This is a genomic window from Aureimonas populi, assembly GCF_017815515.1.
GTDB lineage: Bacteria > Pseudomonadota > Alphaproteobacteria > Rhizobiales > Rhizobiaceae > Aureimonas > Aureimonas populi.
Genome location: NZ_CP072611.1, coordinates 3,446,714 through 3,462,216 on the forward strand (window position 1 = coordinate 3,446,714; position 15,503 = coordinate 3,462,216).

The window sequence follows — 15,503 nt, forward strand, 5'->3', positions numbered from 1 at the left end:
AAATGGGCTAAGCCTTTTTGTTATAAAGGATGTAGAAGAGGGCGTAGTAGAGGGCTTGAGCATGTCGAAATACCTCCCCTTCATCCTTTTCACCGTCTTCACCAACGCTGCGGCGCAGGTGATGCTGAAATACGGCATGATGCAGCTCGGCCCCTTGAGCTTCGCCGGGGTCAATCCGCTTCTGAAGATCCTGCAGATCGTGTTCAGCCCCTTCGTGTTCCTCGGGCTCGCCACCTTCGTCATCTCGATGGCCTCCCATCTCTTCGTCCTGTCGAAGGTGGAGCTGTCCTATGCCTATCCCTTTCTTTCGCTGGCCTACGTGGCCGTCGCCATCGCCGCGTGGTTCCTCTTTTCCGAGGATTTGAACGCCTGGCGCGTCGGCGGCATCGCCCTCATCTGCGTCGGCACGGTCTTCATCGCCCAGGGCGGCACGCGCATCGAGGGCGAGCCCGCGTCGTCCACGCACGACACTTCCCCCAACGAGGTCATTCGATGAAACACGTCATTTTCGGAGGCGACGGCTTCGTCGGGCGCCATCTTGCCGAACGTCTCGTCAAGGACGGCGAGGAGGTGGTCGTCGCCGACATCGCCAAAAGCGACCTGCCGCACTACCGCTCCGCCACCCATCTGGCGATCGATGTGACCGACCCGGCCGCCGTGGCGGGAGCGCCCATCGCGCCGGACGACATGGTCTACAACCTCTCGGCCAAGATGCTTTCGCCCATCGTTACGCGGGCCGAGCGGCACGACTTCTTCTGGCCGGTGAACTACCACGGCACCGAGAACATCATCCACGCCATGGACAAGGCGGGCGCCAGCCGCCTCGTGCACTACACGACCGACATGGTCTACGGGCACACCTACACCTACCCGCAAACCGAGGAGCACCCGGCCAATCCGCTCGGCGAGTACGGCCTGTCGAAGTGGAAGACGGAGGAACTGGCGGCCGAGTGGCGCGCGCGGGGCCTGTCCATCTCGCTCTTCCGCCCGCGCCTCATCATCGGCCCGGGCCGGCTCGGCATCCTCTCCAAGCTGTTCCGGCTGGTGGATCTCAACCTTCCCGTGCCCATGATCGGCTCGGGCGCGAACCCCTACCAGTTCATCTCCGTGTTCGACTGCGCGGAGGCGGCGCGCCTGGCCTGGAAGGCCGGGGTGCCGAACGAGGCCTATAATCTGGGCTCCGACAACCCGCCGCCCGTCCGCAAGCTCCTCTCGGACCTCATCCGCCATGCGGGTTCGAGGTCGATGCTGCTGCCCACCCCCGCCTTCGCGGTGAAGAAGACGCTCGACCTTCTGGACTGGATGAACATGCCGATCATGGACCCGGAACAGTATCTGATCGCCGACGAGATGTGCATTCTCGACTGCTCCAAGGCCAAGCGCGACCTGGGGTGGAGCGCGCAATACCGGGACGAGGACATGCTGATCGCGGCCTATGCGGAGTACCGCGCCAGGAAGGAAGGCCGCCCGGCGGCCGCCTCCTCCTTCCAGCCGGCGGAGTAAGGGCCGATGCTGGATAAACCGACCATGAGCGCCCCTGCCCTCACCCCGGCCCTGCCGCGCGGCCCCGCCAAGCCCCGGCTGCTTTCGGTGGAAGACGCCAAGGCGCTGGACGTGCAGGAGATGGCGGACCTCTTCAAGGCCCACATCAACCCCGGCCAGTTCCATTTCATGAAGCTGCTCGGCTTTCACAAGGTGAAGGTCGAGCGCGCGGAGGGCATGTTCTATATCGACCAGAACGGCCGCAGGATCCTCGACTTCTTCGGCGGCTTCGGCTCCCTCGCCTTCGGGCATAACCACCCGCGCATCCTGGAGGCACGACGCAGGTTCCAGGAGGAGAAGCGGCACGAGATCGCCATCGCCTTCCTGTCGCAATACGCCTCGGCGCTCGCTCGCAATCTGGCGCTCGTCTCGCCGGGCGACCTCGACATGGTCTTCCTCGGCTCCTCGGGCTCGGAGGCCATGGAGGCGGCCATCAAGGTGGCCGAGCGGGCCTCGGGCCGCAGGAACTGCAAGTTCGTCCACGCCGAGAATTCGTTCCACGGCAAGACCAAGGGTGTCCTGTCCCTGACCGATTCCACGCTCTACCAGGGCGAGTTCAAGCTGGTGGGCAACAGCTACAAGGTGCCCTTCGGCGACCTGCCCGCGCTGGAGCGGCTCCTGCGCTCGGACCCGGAGATCGGCGTCGTGGTTCTGGAGACAATCCAGGGCGGCGCCGGCATCGTGACCGCCCCTACCGCCTACTGGCAGGGCGTGCGGCGCCTGTGCGACGAGCTGAAGGTCGTTTGGGTCGCCGACGAGGTGCAGTGCGGCTTCGGCCGCTCGGGCCGCTTCTACGCCTTCGAGCATCACGGCGTGGTGCCGGACGTGACGGCGCTGGCCAAGAGCTTCGGCGGCGGCAAGGCGGCGATGGCGGCGATGATCGCCCGTCGCGACATCTACATGCGCGCCTACGGCACGCCGAAGACGGCGATGATCCACGCCCATGCCACTTTCGGCGGCATCGGCGAGGGCTGCGTCACATCCATCGAGGCGATGAACACGCTCTATGACGAGGATCTGATCGGCAACTCGCAGGACGTCGGCACCTATCTGCTCGAGCGCTTGCAGGAGATCGCGGCGAGATATCCGACCATCGTCAAGGAAGTGCGCGGACAGGGGCTGATGGTCGGGCTGGAGTTCCACGACTTCTCGCGCACCCTGCCGCTCGCCCTTCGCCCGATGGTCGCCATCCTCGACGAGAAACTCAAGGGCTCGCTCTCGGGCTTCGTGGGCGCGCTTCTCCTGCGCGACCATGACGTCCTCGTCGCCTTCACCGAGTACAACCGCAACGTCATCCGGCTGGAGCCGCCGCTGATCTGTACGCGGGAGAACGTGGACCAGTTCTGCGTGGCGCTCGACACGCTGCTGGGCCGCGGCATCGTCTCCATCGTCAAGGACTTCGTGAAAAGCCAGCTCGGCTGAAGCTCGCGCGAAAGGCCCCTTCGCCCGCCGGACGCGGGCGAAGGGAGGATTTTTCGCTGCGGCGCACCATGTTCTCCTGGGAACGAGCCGAGCGGACAGGGCGATGAGCGAGAGCGGACGAAGCGAAATCGACTGCCTGATCGTGGGAGGCGGCCCGGCGGGGCTGACGGCCGCGCTCTATCTGGCGCGTTTCCGCCGGCAAACCCTGCTGATCGACGCGGGCGAGCCGCGGGCCGCCTGGATCCCCACCAGCCACAACATTCCCCTTTTCGCCGAAGGAATCTCCGGTCGCGAGATTCTGGCCCGCCAGACGCACAGCGCCACGGAATACGGCGCGCAACTGCGCAAGGGCTGCGTCGAGCGGCTGGCGTGCGAGGACGGCCTGTTCCTCGCCTCCTATCGGGACGGGGACGGCGCTGCGCGGCAGGTGCGCGCCCGCCGCGTTCTCCTTGCCACCGGCGCCGAGGATATCGAGCCCGACCTGCCCGACCTGCCGGCCGCCGTGCGCGACGGGCTGGTGCGCTACTGCCCGATCTGCGACGGATACGAGGCGCGCGGGAAGACCGTCGCCGTCATCGGGCACGGAGCGCGCGGTCTCGGCGAGGCGATCTTCATGGCGCGCACCTACGATGCGCGCATCACGCTCCTCACGCTGGGGGCGGGTCTCGACCTGACGCAGGAAGAAGCCTCGCAGGCCCGCGAGCACGCCATCACGGTGGTGCATGAGCCGATCGGCTCGCTCGACATCGACGCGAAGGACCGCAGGATCACGGCCCTGAGGATGGCCGGCAGCGCCCGGCTTTCCTTCGACCATCTCTATTCCGCCCTCGGCACCCGCTTCCGCTCAGACCTGGCAACCGCCATGGGCGCGCGGCAGGACGAGCACGGCGCCCTTCTCGTCGGCGACCATTGCCGCACCAGCGTGAAGGGCCTCTATGCGGCGGGCGACGTGGTGCGGGGCCTCAGCCAGATCGTCGTGGGCATGGGCCACGCCGCCGTGGCCGCGACCGACATCCACAATCGCTGCGAACTGCCCACACAGGACGAGCCGGAGTTCTAGCCGAAGACGGCCCAGGGCAGGCGCGCGGCCAGCGCGCGCGGCAGTGGCGCTGCGATGATGCGGTGCACCGAGGTTTCGTCCGTGGCGGGCTCGGCCGAAGCCCCCGCGCCAGCCTGTCCTTCGACGGTTCCAAGGTGCGCCGTCTCCTCGGCCGGGGCATCGAGGAAGTGCACGCCCGCGAACATCTCCCGGCGGTAGACCAGCTTGGCCGGCCGGATCTGCCCACCCTCTCCGATGGTGATCTCGAAGGTCTTGGGAATATGGACGGCGGGATCGATCGTCAGCAGCGCGCCCGTCGCCGAAACATTGCGCGCGATGCAGTCGATGGTGGAGAAGCGGTTGTTGAAGAGCACGCGCGCCCGCTTCAGCGTGCGCACGCGCGGCGCCACGCGCCGTTCAGCCTCGTTCGCACCCGTTCGTTGCAGTTCCGACATCCGCGTGGCTCCCAGCCTGGGAAGAATAGGCCCGACCGTATCGCCAAGCGGTTGCCGATTGCTGAATCGAATCGTGAAAAAAGGCCGATCCCGGGGGACCGGCCTTCCGATATGTTGATGGAGCGTGAATCCGCTGGATCAGTTGCGCGCCTTGTCGACCAGCGCGTTCGACTTGATCCACGGCATCATGCCGCGCAGCTTCTCGCCCACTTCCTCGATCTGGTGAGCATCGTTGACGCGGCGGATGCCCTTGAAGCGCGCGGCGCCCGAGCGGTACTCCTGCATCCAGTCGGAGGTGAACTTTCCGGTCTGGATGTCCTTCAGGACGCGCTTCATCTCCGCCTTGGTCTCCTCGGTGATGATGCGCGGGCCGGTCACGTACTCGCCCCACTCGGCCGTGTTCGAGATCGAGTAGTTCATGTTGGCGATGCCGCCCTCATAGATGAGGTCGACGATCAGCTTCACCTCGTGCAGGCACTCGAAATAGGCCATCTCGGGCGCGTAGCCGCCTTCCACCAGCGTCTCGAAACCGGCGCGGATCAGCTCCACGATGCCGCCGCACAGCACCACCTGCTCGCCGAAGAGATCGGTCTCGCACTCTTCCTTGAAATTGGTCTCGATGATGCCCGAGCGCCCGCCGCCGACGCCGCAGGCGTAGGAGAGCGCCAGCTCCAGCGCGTTGCCGGAGGCATTCTGGTCCACCGCCACGAGGCAGGGCACGCCGCCGCCCTTCTGGTACTCGCCGCGCACCGTGTGGCCGGGGCCCTTGGGCGCGATCATCACCACGTCGAGCGTCTTCTTCGGCTCGATCAAGCCGAAATGCACGTTCAAGCCATGGGCGAAGGCAATGGCCGCGCCGTCGCGGATATGGGGCGCGATCTCGTCCTTGTAGATGTCTGCCTGAAGCTCGTCGGGCGTGGCCATCATCAACAGGTCGGCCGTCTTGGCCGCCTCGGCGACGGTCATCACCTTGAAGCCGTCGGCCTCGGCCTTCTTGGCCGTGGCCGAGCCCGCCCGCAGCGCCACCACCACATTGGCCGCGCCCGAATCCTTCAGGTTCAGCGCATGGGCGCGGCCCTGGCTCCCATAGCCGACGATGGCGACCTGCTTGGACTTGATGAGATTGAGATCGGCGTCGCGATCGTAATAAACGCGCATGGTCATTTCCTCTCTTTCAGGCTCGCGGACTTCGGCCCGCTTTGGTCTTGCGCCCCGTAAAGGGACATGAACTGCTCGGTGGCGTGGCGGGCCTGCGCCTCCAGCGCCCGGGGCTCGGGGGCCGGCCGCTCGCCCAGGAGCAGCCGGATCTGCATGTCGCGAACGACAAGGCCGAAGAAGGTGCGGAAGGCCGCCTCGGCATCGTCGAAGGCAAGGAGCCCGCCCTCCCGCGCCGCCTCCAGCAGCGGCGACAGCCGCCTTTGCATGGCAAAGGGGCCGTTATGAAGAACGACGGCGCCCAGATCGCGCTTGGCAGACCCGGCCTGCCCCACCGCAAGGCGGTTCAGCGCCACGGAGGTCTCCCCGGCGATGGTCTTCAGCCAGTCGGAGGCGAAGCGCTCCAGGCTGGCCATCAGGGCCTGCCGCTCGCAGCCACCCTCCTGCGCGGGCACGGCCCGAACCTTGGAGGCCTGGCGCTGCACCGTGGCCGTCAGCAGGCCGTCGCGGCCGCCGAACCACTTGTAGAGCGTTTCCTTGGAGCAATTGGCGCGGCGCGCGACGGCGTTCATCGTCAGCCCGCTGCCGGAGGAGACGAGCAGTTCCAGAGCCGCATCCAGGACCTCGCCCTGCCGCTTGCTCCATTCCTCCACCCGATCTTCGGTGCGCAGGCTCGCCACCCGATATCTCCCGCCGCCGAGGCGTACCGTAACGTTCGGTTCGGCTTGTACGGCAGGCGAACCCGCCCGCGCAAGAGGGTTTAAGAGAAAGAATCGCGGCTCACGCGCAAGCGTCTATGAACCGCCGCACCGCGCCGGCCATGCCGTGTTCCAGCGCCTCGGCCGTCAGCGCGTGGCCGATGGAGACCTCCGCGATGAAAGGCAGGCGGGCGATCAGGGGCGGCAGGTTCTCCACGGTCAGGTCATGGCCGGCATTCAGGCCGAGGCCAAGCCGATGGGCGGCGTCCCCGGCCTTGCCCAGCCGCTCCAGCTCCCGGATGGCGGCTTGCGGGTCGCCATGGGTGGCGCCGTAGGGCCCGGTATAGAGCTCCAGCCGCTCCGCCCCGAGTTCGGCGGCGCATTCGAACCCGGCCGGGTCGGGATCGGCGAAGATCGAGACGCGTGCGCCCTCTCCCTTCAGCCGCCGCACCACGGGCGCGAGGATGTCGCGCGAGGCCGCAAAGTCCCAGCCGTGATCGGAGGTGGGTTGGGAGGGATGGTCCGGCACCAGCGTCACCTGTTCCGGCCGCACGGACAGGGCGAGGTCCAGGAATTCGGGCGTCGGATAGCCCTCGATGTTGAACTCCGCGCCGGGAAACTCCGCGTCGATGAGCGCGCGCAGGTCGGCAAGGTCGGAGAATCGGATATGGCGCTGGTCGGGCCGCGGATGCACCGTGAGCCCCGCCGCGCCGGCCGCCAGGGCAATACGCCCGATGCCCACCACGCTCGGCCAGGGCAGGTCGCGGCGGTTGCGCAGCATCGCCACGGCGTTCAGATTGGCGGAAAGGCGGGTCGGCATGGGCTGCGTCCTCGGACAGATGCCGGGAGCCATAGCCGAGCACGCAGGGGAGTTCCAGCGCCGCGCGAGGTTGACACCGCCGCCATCTCCCCTCTCTCCCCTTTTCGCGTAGGACAACGCAACCCGCCAGCACCCTCAGGAGACCACCGCATGAGCATGAGCACGAAACTCGCACCCGTCGTCGTCGCTGGCCTGGGCGGCGTCCTCATCGGCTGGCTTCTGGCGCCCGATATCGGCGCGGTTCGCAACGATTTCGCCGCCCGCTTCAACGAGCAGACGCCGCTGATCCAGCAATTGCAGGCAAGCGTCGCCTCCATCGAGGCGCGCATGGGCCAGATGCCGGACGCCGACGTGCTGAACACGCGGATGGAAGAGAGCCTGGCGGGACTGGAGGGGCGCCTCGCAACCCAGACGGAGGCCGCCGCGACACGCTTCGGCGAGGTATCCGGCCAGACGGGCGAGGCGATGGGTGCCACGCTGGAGGAGATGCACGGCGGTATCGAGACGCTGCGCGGCGATGTGGCGGGCCTGCGCGAGGAACTGGCCGCGCGCGCCGAGGCGATGATGCAGGACGCGCCCGCCCCTGCCCCCGCCGAGGACGAGGCGGGGCGCCTCGCCGCGCAGATCGGCGCCACCGGCGCCGTGCTCCTTCCCGGGCAGGCGGCGATCTTCGGCGGCACGCGCCTCGACCTTTCCGGACTCGATCTCGAGGCCGGCACCGCGAGCGTCACGCCCGAGGGCGGCGAGCCGCAAAGCGTTTCGGAGGGCGAGACCGTGGACCTTTCCGAAACCTGCACCGTGCGCCTGGCCGGCGTCGCCTCGGGCGCGGCCTATCTGGCGCCGGAGAACTGCACCGAAGCGCCCGCAGCGCCGGAGGTCGAGGCCGAGCAGGGCGCCCAGGCCGCGCCGGACCAGCAGCCCGCGCAGGCCGAGGAGAACGCACCCAACCCCGGCGGCCAGCCGCCTGCCCAATAAGGAACGCTGACTTCACCCTCATGCTGAGCGTTTGAGTAGCCTCGCCCTGAGCCCGTCGAAGGCCGAGGACGCCCGGCACGGCTGCAGAGCGTCGCACAGACGGCATGGATTCCGGCTCAAGGCCGGGATCCATGCCGCAGCGCCTAAACCGACGATCCGGCACCTCACCGCACGATCGTCAGCCGCTCGGCGGCGCGAGTGATGGCGGTGTAAAGCCACCGCTCGCGCGTGTCGCGGAAGGCCCAGCTCTCGTCGAAGAGCATGACGTTGTTCCACTGCGAGCCCTGCGCCTTGTGGACGGTGAGCGCGTATCCGAAGTCGAAATCGTCGAAACGCTTCTTGGTGGCCCATGGAATGTCGGCCAGCGGGTCCTCGAAGGCGGCCTTCAGAAGCTTGATCTTGGCCGCGCCCCGGTCGATGTCGTCGTCGTCCGGCTTGACGATGAGATTGACACCGGGCTTCACCGTCTCGGGGGATGAGGTCATCACCTGCCAGAGCGAACCGTTGAGCAGGCCCTTAGCGGGGTCGTTGCGCAGGCACACCAGCTTGTCGCCAGAAAGCGGCAGCGGCCCCGCGAAGCCCTTCAGCTCGCGCAGGCGGCCGTTATAGAGCCGGCGCGTGCGGTTGGTGCCCACCAGCACCTGGTCGGCCGCCAGCACCTCGTCCCGGTCCACCTCGCGCTTGGAGATGACCTTGGCGGTGCCGTAGTCGCCGCGCTCCAGATCGCGCCCCTCGCGCACGGCCAGCGCCATTTCCAGAATCGGGTTGTCGCGCGCCTGCCGGTGGATTTCGGTCAGGAGATAGTCGGGCTCCGCCTCGGTGAAGAAGCCGCCGCCCGAAACGGGCGGAAGCTGGCCGGGGTCGCCCAGCACCAGGATGGGCGTGCCGAAGCTCATGAGGTCGCGCCCCAGCGCCTCGTCCACCATGGAACATTCGTCCACCACGATGAGCTTGGCCTTGGCCACCGGGCTCTGCCGGTTCAGCGAAAAGGCCGGTGAGATGCGCGCCGTGCCCGTGCTCTCGTCCGACACGGTCTCCTCGCCGCGCGGCCGGTAGATCAGCGAATGGATGGTCTTGGCGCTTTTCGCGCCTTTGGAGCGCAGCACCTGCGCCGCCTTGCCCGTGAAGGCGGCGAACTGAACCTGCCCGTCGATGCCTTCGGCGAAATGGCGCGCGAGCGTCGTCTTGCCGGTGCCGGCAAAGCCGAAGAGGCGAAAGACCGGCTGGTCTGCGCGCTTCAGCCAATCGGAAACGCGCGTCAGCGCCTCGTCCTGCTGGGGTGAGAGCTTCATGCCCCCGCGTCGCAGAAATGCGCCGCGCGGGCAAGCGTCAGTTGGCGACGAGGGGCCAGATCGTGGCCAGGAGCAGAAGTCCCATGGCGATGTTGAAGGCGCGCAGCCGCTTCTCGTTCGACAGGAAGCGCCGCAGCCCCATGCCGAACAGCGTCCAGATCGAAACGCTGGGAAAGTTCACCACAACGAAGGCGAGCGCCACGATGAGGACGGAGAGAATCGGAGCCTCGACGCTGACATAGGCGCCCATGGCGACGAGCGCCATCGCCCAGGCCTTCGGGTTCACCCACTGGAAGGCCGCCGCCTCCATGAAGGTCAGCGGGCGCGCCGCCTTCTCCCCCTTGTCGCCCGGCGCGCCGGAAAAGGCGATCTTCCACGCCAGGAAGGCGAGATAGGCCGCGCTTGCCACCTTCATCGCCATTTCCAGCGCCGGGAAGGCATGGATCAACGCACCGAGCCCGAAGCCCACCGCCAGAAGCAGCGAGCAGAACCCGCCGGCGATGCCGAACATATGCGGCAGCGTGCGCCGGAAGCCGAAATTCACGCCGGACGTCATCAACATGAAGTTGTTCGGCCCCGGCGTGACCGAGGAGACGAAGGCGAAGGTGACGAGGGCGACCAGGACGTCGAGGGACATGAGTCGGTTTCCGGGGGACCTTCGGGCAAAACGCAGCCGGGGCGGAGATAGACACCTTGGACTTATCCGGGATGACGATCGGGAAAGGCATAGGCAGGCCCCGAGGCAAGCCGCTTTACCCCCCGGCCGAAAGCCTACCCCTCCAGCATTCCGTCCTTGCCGCGGCTCATGGCGGCCACGCCCGTGCGGCAGATTTCCACCAGGCCGAGCGGCGCCATGATCGATACGAACTTCTCGATCTTGGACGACTTGCCGGTGATTTCGAAGACGAAGTGCTCGGTCGTGGAATCGATCACCTTGGCGCGGAACACGTCCGCGATGCGCAGGGCCTCCACGCGGTCGTCGCCCCGCCCCGCCACCTTCACCACGGCCAGCTCCCGCTCGATCGGCCCGTCCTCGGACGAGTTGCGGGCCGCCAGCGTGAGGTCCACCACCTTGTGGACCGGCACGATGCGGTCGAGCTGGCTCTTGATCTGCTCGATCACATGCGGCGCGCCGCGCGTGACGACGGTGATGCGCGAAAGGTGCTTGGCATGTTCGGTCTCGGAGACCGTCAGGCTCTCGATATTGTAGCCCCGGCCCGAGAAGAGGCCGATGACGCGGGCGAGGACGCCCGGCTCGTTGTCCACGATGATGGAGAGCGTGCGCTGCTCGGGCGCCGGCTTCTCCTCGGTGATGAAATAGGCGGAGGCAGGCGGCTGGATGGCGGAGTTCATGGAGGATTTCCAGTGAGGGAAGCGGATGGGCGGCGGGGCTCATGCCCCGCCGGGTGGGCTCAGACCAGCGCCTTGCCCTTGGCGTCGATGGCGTTCGCCACCGCCTCGTCGCTCGCCTCGTCGGGCAGGAGGATTTCGTTGTGCGCCTTGCCGGATGGGATCATCGGGAAACAGTTGGTGAGGTTGGCCACGCAGCAGTCGAAGATCACCGGCCGCGTCACGTCGATCATCTCCCGGATCGCCCCGTCGAGGTCGCCCTCCTTCTCCACCCGCAGGCCGACGCCGCCATAGGCCTCCGCCAGCTTCACGAAGTCGGGCAGCGCCTCCGAATAGGAGTGCGACAGCCGGTTGCCGTGCAGCAATTGCTGCCACTGGCGCACCATGCCCATATACTGGTTGTTGAGGATGAAGATCTTGATCGGCGCGCCGTACTGCACCGCGCTCGACATCTCCTGCATCGTCATCTGCACCGAGGCATCGCCTGCGATGTCGATGACCAGCGCGTCGGGATGGGCGATCTGCACGCCCAGCGCCGCAGGCAGGCCGTAGCCCATGGTGCCGAGCCCGCCCGAGGTCATCCAGCGGTTCGGCTCCTCGAAGCCATAGAACTGCGCGGCCCACATCTGGTGCTGGCCGACCTCGGTCGTGATGTAGGTCTTGCGGTCCTTCGTCAGCTCGTAGAGCCGGCGGATCGCGTGCTGCGGCAGGATCGTGTCGCCCTTTTGGTTGAAGGCGAGGCAGTTGCGCGCGCGCCAGCCGTCGATCCGGCGCGTCCACTCGGCCAGAGCCTCGGCGTCACACGCCGCGCCAGTCTCCTTCCACGCCGCCACCATGTCCCGTAGCACATTGGCAACGTCGCCGATGATCGGCAGGTCGATGCGCACGTTCTTGTTGATCGAGGACGGGTCGATATCGATATGAATCTTCTTGGAGTTGGGCGAGAAGGCGTCGAGCCGGCCGGTGATGCGGTCGTCGAAGCGCGCGCCGATGCACACCATCACGTCGCAATCGTGCATGGCGAGGTTGGCCTCGTAGGTGCCGTGCATGCCCAGCATGCCGAGCCACTTCTCGCCGCTGGCCGGATAGGCGCCAAGGCCCATCAGTGTCGAGGTGATCGGAAAGCCGGTGAGCGCCACCAGCTCGCGCAGGAGCCGGCTTGCCTCCGGGCCGGAATTGATGACGCCGCCACCCGTGTAGAGCACCGGCTTCCTGGCCGAGGCCATCAGCTCCACCGCCGCGCGGATGCGCCCGGCATCGCTGGAGACCTTGGGATGGTAGCGCTCGGTCGCGTGCGAGGCGGCGGGGGGCAGGTAGGTGCCGGTGGCGAACTGCACGTCCTTCGGGATATCGACCACGACCGGGCCGGGCCGGCCCGAGGTGGCGACGTGGAAGGCCTCATGCAGGATCTCGGCGAGGTCCTCGACGCTCTTCACCAGCCAGTTGTGCTTGGTGCAGGGCCGGGTGATGCCCACCGTGTCGGCCTCCTGGAAGGCGTCCGAGCCGATGAGCGACGTCGGCACCTGGCCGGTGATGCACACGAGCGGGATGGAATCCATCAACGCGTCCTGCAGGGGCGTGACCATGTTGGTCGCGCCCGGGCCGGAGGTGACGAGGACGACGCCCGGCTTGCCGGTGGAGCGGGCGTAGCCCTCCGCCGCATGGCCCGCGCCCTGCTCGTGCCGAACGAGGATGTGCTTGACCTCGTCCTGCTGGAAGATGGCGTCGTAGATCGGAAGAACCGCGCCGCCCGGATAGCCGAAGAGGTGCGCGACACCGTGGTCCCTCATCGCCTGCACCACCATCTGCGCGCCCGTCATCTGGCGGGGCTGGCGGTCGATCGTCATCTCGTCCATCGTCTTCGGCCTTGTCGTGTCGCCGTTCCGGCGTCTGTTTCCTCAGGAATTCGGGTAATAAAAAAGGCCCTCCGAGGGGCCTTGGGTCGCGCACACGTGGCAGGAGCCGGGCGGTCCTTAGACCGCCTCGCGTGTGCGCCTACTTACGAGAATGAGGTTCTTCTTCATGGGGCGGGACGCTAGCGGGCCGAAGAGCCTTCGTCAACCCCGCCCCTCACCCCCGCATGGCCGCCATCGCCTTCGAGGGGTCGAGATCGGGCGAGCGCACATGGCCGTAGCGCGCCAGGGCCAGGCAATAGCCGCCGAAGGCCATCAACCCCGCGCCCGTGAGGGAAAGGAGCAGCCATCCGAGGGGCCACTGGCCGATTTCGGTCAACGCATCCTGCACGCCCGGCGTGTCCTCCGGCGTCCACCGCCAGGCGCTGGTGAAGAACAGGAAGGCAATGGTGGCGAAGACCACGGCGCGCGCCACGATGCCCACGCGGCAAAGCGCCGTCATCCAGCCCTCATGCGCGGGCGGCAGAGACAGGAATTTCAGGAACTCGCCCGTCCAGGCGCGCTTCACATGCGCGCCGGCCACCGCCAGCATCACCAGCCCCGCAGGAACCGTGAACCACGGGCCGAACAACGGTGCCCAGGCCTCCAGCACCCCGCCGCCGCCGCTGTCCCGCGTGGAGAAGCCGAAGAGCAGCGAGCCGGCATAGATGGCGAGGAACAGGTAGACGCAGCCCGAGAAGAAGCGGCCGATGCGCGTGGCGATGCCCTTGGCATCCCTGCCGTAGCCGTCCGCGTCGAAGAAGGCCTGCACATAGCGCCAGAGCGCGAAGGCCGGCAGCGCCACCACCAGCAGCACCAGCATGACCATGCCGAAGGGCGAGCCGACGAGCTCGCGAATCGCGTCCTCCTCGCTCAGCGCCTGGCCGCCGGCAAAGGCGGAGCGGAAGGCGAAATAGCCGATGACGAGGAAAACGAGAGCGCGGGCGAGATAGCCGAGCCGCGCGCCCTTCTCGATGGCCTCGCGGTGGTCCTTCGGCGCAACGGACGACATCTCGTTTCCTTCCTGCTGATCGGAAGCATCAACCGTGCGCGCGAGCCTTAGGTTCCCCCGAACGCCTCCGGCTCCTCTATCCGCCGCCAATGCGCGGAGAGCTGGTTGCGAAACCAGGTTTCCTGCCGCTTGGCGTATTGGCGCGTGCGGGTGATCGCCAGCTCCCTCGCCCGGCCCATCTCCAGGCGCCCCGCCTGCACCTCCAGAAGCTCGGCAAGGCCGATCGCATTGCCGGCCAGGCCCTCCAGCGCACCGGGCCGCCGGGCGAAAGCCAGCGCCTCCTCCATCGCGCCCGTCGCCAGCATGGCGTCGAAACGCCGGGCGATCCTCTCGCGCAGCGCCGGGCGCTGCGGCGCGATGACGAGCTTCAGCGCGGCCTCCTCCTCGATCAGCGGGGGCGCGGACTGCTTCCGCCACTGCGCCAGCGGCGCGCCCGTCGCCTCCAGAAGCTCCAGCGCCCGCGCGATTCGCTGCCGGTCGCCTGGGCGTATCCGCGCGGCCGCCGCGCCGTCGCGCTCCGCCAGCAGGCGGTGAAGCGCCTGCGGCCCTTCCGCCTCCATGCGCCCGCGCCATCGCGCGCGCACCTCCTCCGGCACCGGCGGCATATCGTCCAGCCCGCCCAGAAGCGCGCGGAAGTAGAGCCCCGTTCCTCCGCAGAAGACCGGCACGAGGCCGCGCCGGCGAAGATCGGCCAGCACCCCCGCCGCCTCGCGCGCCCATTCCCCCGTCGAATAGGGCTGGGCGGGGTCGCGATGCCCGTAGAGGAGATGGGCCAAGCCCTCCATCTCCTCCTCGCGCGGGCGCGCGGTGAGGATGGGGAGCCCGTCATAGACCTGCATGGAATCGGCGTTGACCACCGCGCCGCCGTGCTTGCGCGCCAGCCGGATGGCGAGCGCCGATTTGCCGCTTGCCGTCGGCCCCGCTATCAGGATCGCTTTCATCCCCTGCGCCAAGGTTTATCCGATCCCATGTTCGTCGCCACGCTGATCTCCGCCCGCAACGATCCGCGCGTGACCCGCACCCTCGCCCGCGAAGCCGCCGACGAGATCGGCGATGCCGACATCCGTTGGCTGGAGGAGGGCGTGGCTTGCGACATCCTCACACCCGAGCCGATCATGCCGGAAGTGCGCGAGCGCCTCGGCCGGCTTGCCCGCGCCGAGGCGGTGGATTGCGTGGTGCAGGAGGTCGCGGGGCGGCGCAAGAAGATTCTCCTCGCCGACATGGACTCCACCATGATCGACCAGGAATGCATCGACGAGCTGGCCGCCGAACTGGGGCTGAAGGGCGCCGTCGCGGCCATCACCGCCCGCGCGATGAACGGCGAGATCGCCTTCGAGCCGGCATTGCGCGAGCGCGTGGCCCTGCTCGCCGATCTGCCCGTTTCCACCATCGCCCATGTCATCGACACGCGCATTACCCTGGCGCAGGGCGGGCGGGAACTGGTCGCCACCATGCGCGCGGGCGGCGCCTATACCGCCCTCGTTTCCGGCGGCTTCACCGCCTTCACCTCGGTCGTCGCCGAGCGGCTCGGCTTCGACGAGAACCGCGCCAACCTGCTCGAAACGGCGCACGGCAAGCTGACCGGCACCGTGGCCGAGCCGATCCTGGGGGCCGAGGCCAAGCTGGAAGCGCTGCGCGCCATCACGGCCGCGCGCGGCCTGAGCCCGGCCGACGCCATGGCGGTGGGGGACGGGGCCAACGACCTGCCGATGATCCTGGCGGCCGGCACGGGCGTGGCGATCCACGCCAAGCCCAAGGTCGCGGCCGAGGCGCCGCACCGCATCCGGCACGGCGACCTCACCGCCCTTCTCTTCCTCCAGGGCTACCGCGCCCGGGACTTCAAAAGCTAGG

16 protein-coding genes are annotated in these 15,503 nt (G+C 67.9%); 6 read left to right on the forward strand and 10 right to left on the reverse strand.

What is annotated here, in order from left to right; all coding sequences use genetic code 11:
- The first annotated feature begins 61 nt into the window (after positions 1-61).
- The 4 genes from J7654_RS16435 to J7654_RS16450 all read left to right on the forward strand — a co-directional run bounded on the left by J7654_RS16435 (position 62) and on the right by J7654_RS16450 (position 4,024).
- A complete protein-coding gene (locus tag J7654_RS16435) occupies positions 62-496 on the forward strand; it encodes a DMT family transporter (protein WP_209736932.1) in 435 nt (144 codons plus the stop codon).
- Positions 493-1,503, forward strand: a complete 1,011-nt coding sequence (locus J7654_RS16440; protein WP_209736933.1) for an NAD-dependent epimerase/dehydratase family protein — start codon at positions 493-495, stop codon at positions 1,501-1,503. The genes J7654_RS16435 and J7654_RS16440 overlap by 4 nt, the downstream gene beginning before the upstream one ends.
- 24 nt (positions 1,504-1,527) lie before the next feature.
- Positions 1,528-2,964, forward strand: coding sequence for an aspartate aminotransferase family protein (locus tag J7654_RS16445; protein WP_245195539.1), 1,437 nt, complete (start codon positions 1,528-1,530; stop codon positions 2,962-2,964).
- A gap of 103 nt (positions 2,965-3,067) precedes the next feature.
- Complete coding sequence (locus J7654_RS16450; protein ID WP_209736935.1) at positions 3,068-4,024, forward strand: NAD(P)/FAD-dependent oxidoreductase; 957 nt, start codon at positions 3,068-3,070, stop codon at positions 4,022-4,024.
- Here J7654_RS16450 and J7654_RS16455 read toward each other — a convergent pair.
- From J7654_RS16455 to J7654_RS16470, 4 genes are all read right to left on the reverse strand, one after another.
- Entirely contained in the window at positions 4,021-4,458 is a 438-nt protein-coding gene (locus J7654_RS16455) for a PilZ domain-containing protein (RefSeq protein ID WP_209736936.1), read from the reverse strand. The two genes, J7654_RS16450 and J7654_RS16455, sit on opposite strands and share 4 nt — an antisense overlap.
- Before the next feature lie 138 nt (positions 4,459-4,596).
- Entirely contained in the window at positions 4,597-5,616 is a 1,020-nt protein-coding gene (gene ilvC / locus J7654_RS16460) for a ketol-acid reductoisomerase (protein ID WP_209740631.1), read from the reverse strand.
- A 2-nt stretch (positions 5,617-5,618) separates the two neighbouring features.
- A complete protein-coding gene (locus J7654_RS16465) occupies positions 5,619-6,293 on the reverse strand; it encodes a TetR/AcrR family transcriptional regulator (protein ID WP_245195540.1) in 675 nt (224 codons plus the stop codon).
- A gap of 100 nt (positions 6,294-6,393) precedes the next feature.
- Positions 6,394-7,131 (reverse strand): pyridoxine 5'-phosphate synthase, encoded by a 738-nt coding sequence (locus tag J7654_RS16470; protein ID WP_209736937.1) that lies wholly within the window; start codon positions 7,129-7,131, stop codon positions 6,394-6,396.
- 150 nt (positions 7,132-7,281) lie between these two features.
- Here J7654_RS16470 and J7654_RS16475 point away from each other — a divergent pair, with 150 nt between their 5' ends.
- Complete coding sequence (locus J7654_RS16475) at positions 7,282-8,106, forward strand: hypothetical protein (protein WP_209736938.1); 825 nt, start codon at positions 7,282-7,284, stop codon at positions 8,104-8,106.
- Between the two features lie 164 nt (positions 8,107-8,270).
- On the opposite strand, the gene J7654_RS16480 is transcribed toward J7654_RS16475, so the two are convergent.
- The 6 genes from J7654_RS16480 to miaA all read right to left on the reverse strand — a co-directional run bounded on the left by J7654_RS16480 (position 8,271) and on the right by miaA (position 14,593).
- The gene (locus J7654_RS16480) at positions 8,271-9,398 is read right to left on the reverse strand and encodes an ATP-dependent DNA helicase (RefSeq protein ID WP_209736939.1); all 1,128 of its coding nucleotides are present in this window, start codon (positions 9,396-9,398) and stop codon (positions 8,271-8,273) included.
- 37 nt (positions 9,399-9,435) lie between these two features.
- A complete protein-coding gene (locus J7654_RS16485; protein ID WP_209736940.1) occupies positions 9,436-10,035 on the reverse strand; it encodes a LysE family translocator in 600 nt (199 codons plus the stop codon).
- 134 nt (positions 10,036-10,169) lie between these two features.
- Positions 10,170-10,751 carry an acetolactate synthase small subunit gene (gene ilvN / locus J7654_RS16490; RefSeq protein WP_209736941.1) on the reverse strand — a complete coding sequence of 194 codons (582 nt, stop codon included), beginning with the start codon at positions 10,749-10,751 and terminating at the stop codon, positions 10,170-10,172.
- A 59-nt stretch (positions 10,752-10,810) separates the two neighbouring features.
- Entirely contained in the window at positions 10,811-12,568 is a 1,758-nt protein-coding gene (locus J7654_RS16495; RefSeq protein ID WP_245195790.1) for an acetolactate synthase 3 large subunit, read from the reverse strand.
- A gap of 250 nt (positions 12,569-12,818) precedes the next feature.
- Complete coding sequence (locus tag J7654_RS16500) at positions 12,819-13,652, reverse strand: DUF1206 domain-containing protein (RefSeq protein ID WP_209736943.1); 834 nt, start codon at positions 13,650-13,652, stop codon at positions 12,819-12,821.
- 47 nt (positions 13,653-13,699) lie between these two features.
- A complete protein-coding gene (gene miaA / locus J7654_RS16505; RefSeq protein WP_209736944.1) occupies positions 13,700-14,593 on the reverse strand; it encodes a tRNA (adenosine(37)-N6)-dimethylallyltransferase MiaA in 894 nt (297 codons plus the stop codon).
- A 27-nt stretch (positions 14,594-14,620) separates the two neighbouring features.
- On the opposite strand from miaA, the gene serB reads away from it, so the two are divergent.
- The gene (gene serB, locus J7654_RS16510; RefSeq protein WP_209736945.1) at positions 14,621-15,502 is read left to right on the forward strand and encodes a phosphoserine phosphatase SerB; all 882 of its coding nucleotides are present in this window, start codon (positions 14,621-14,623) and stop codon (positions 15,500-15,502) included.
- Position 15,503 lies beyond the last annotated feature (1 nt).

Excerpts from the sequence above, each read along its gene's own strand:
- J7654_RS16435 (WP_209736932.1), top strand. The coding sequence starts at position 62 with ATGTCGAAATACCTCCCCTTCATCCTTTTCACCGTCTTCACCAACGCT.
- J7654_RS16440 (WP_209736933.1), top strand. The coding sequence starts at position 493 with ATGAAACACGTCATTTTCGGAGGCGACGGCTTCGTCGGGCGCCATCTT.
- J7654_RS16445 (WP_245195539.1), top strand. The coding sequence starts at position 1,528 with ATGAGCGCCCCTGCCCTCACCCCGGCCCTGCCGCGCGGCCCCGCCAAG.
- J7654_RS16450 (WP_209736935.1), top strand. The coding sequence starts at position 3,068 with ATGAGCGAGAGCGGACGAAGCGAAATCGACTGCCTGATCGTGGGAGGC.
- J7654_RS16455 (WP_209736936.1), bottom strand. The coding sequence starts at position 4,458 with ATGTCGGAACTGCAACGAACGGGTGCGAACGAGGCTGAACGGCGCGTG.
- ilvC (WP_209740631.1), bottom strand. The coding sequence starts at position 5,616 with ATGCGCGTTTATTACGATCGCGACGCCGATCTCAATCTCATCAAGTCC.
- J7654_RS16470 (WP_209736937.1), bottom strand. The coding sequence starts at position 7,131 with ATGCCGACCCGCCTTTCCGCCAATCTGAACGCCGTGGCGATGCTGCGC.
- J7654_RS16475 (WP_209736938.1), top strand. The coding sequence starts at position 7,282 with ATGAGCATGAGCACGAAACTCGCACCCGTCGTCGTCGCTGGCCTGGGC.
- J7654_RS16480 (WP_209736939.1), bottom strand. The coding sequence starts at position 9,398 with ATGAAGCTCTCACCCCAGCAGGACGAGGCGCTGACGCGCGTTTCCGAT.
- J7654_RS16485 (WP_209736940.1), bottom strand. The coding sequence starts at position 10,035 with ATGTCCCTCGACGTCCTGGTCGCCCTCGTCACCTTCGCCTTCGTCTCC.
- ilvN (WP_209736941.1), bottom strand. The coding sequence starts at position 10,751 with ATGAACTCCGCCATCCAGCCGCCTGCCTCCGCCTATTTCATCACCGAG.
- J7654_RS16495 (WP_245195790.1), bottom strand. The coding sequence starts at position 12,568 with ATGACGGGCGCGCAGATGGTGGTGCAGGCGATGAGGGACCACGGTGTC.
- J7654_RS16500 (WP_209736943.1), bottom strand. The coding sequence starts at position 13,652 with ATGTCGTCCGTTGCGCCGAAGGACCACCGCGAGGCCATCGAGAAGGGC.
- miaA (WP_209736944.1), bottom strand. The coding sequence starts at position 14,593 with ATGAAAGCGATCCTGATAGCGGGGCCGACGGCAAGCGGCAAATCGGCG.
- serB (WP_209736945.1), top strand. The coding sequence starts at position 14,621 with ATGTTCGTCGCCACGCTGATCTCCGCCCGCAACGATCCGCGCGTGACC.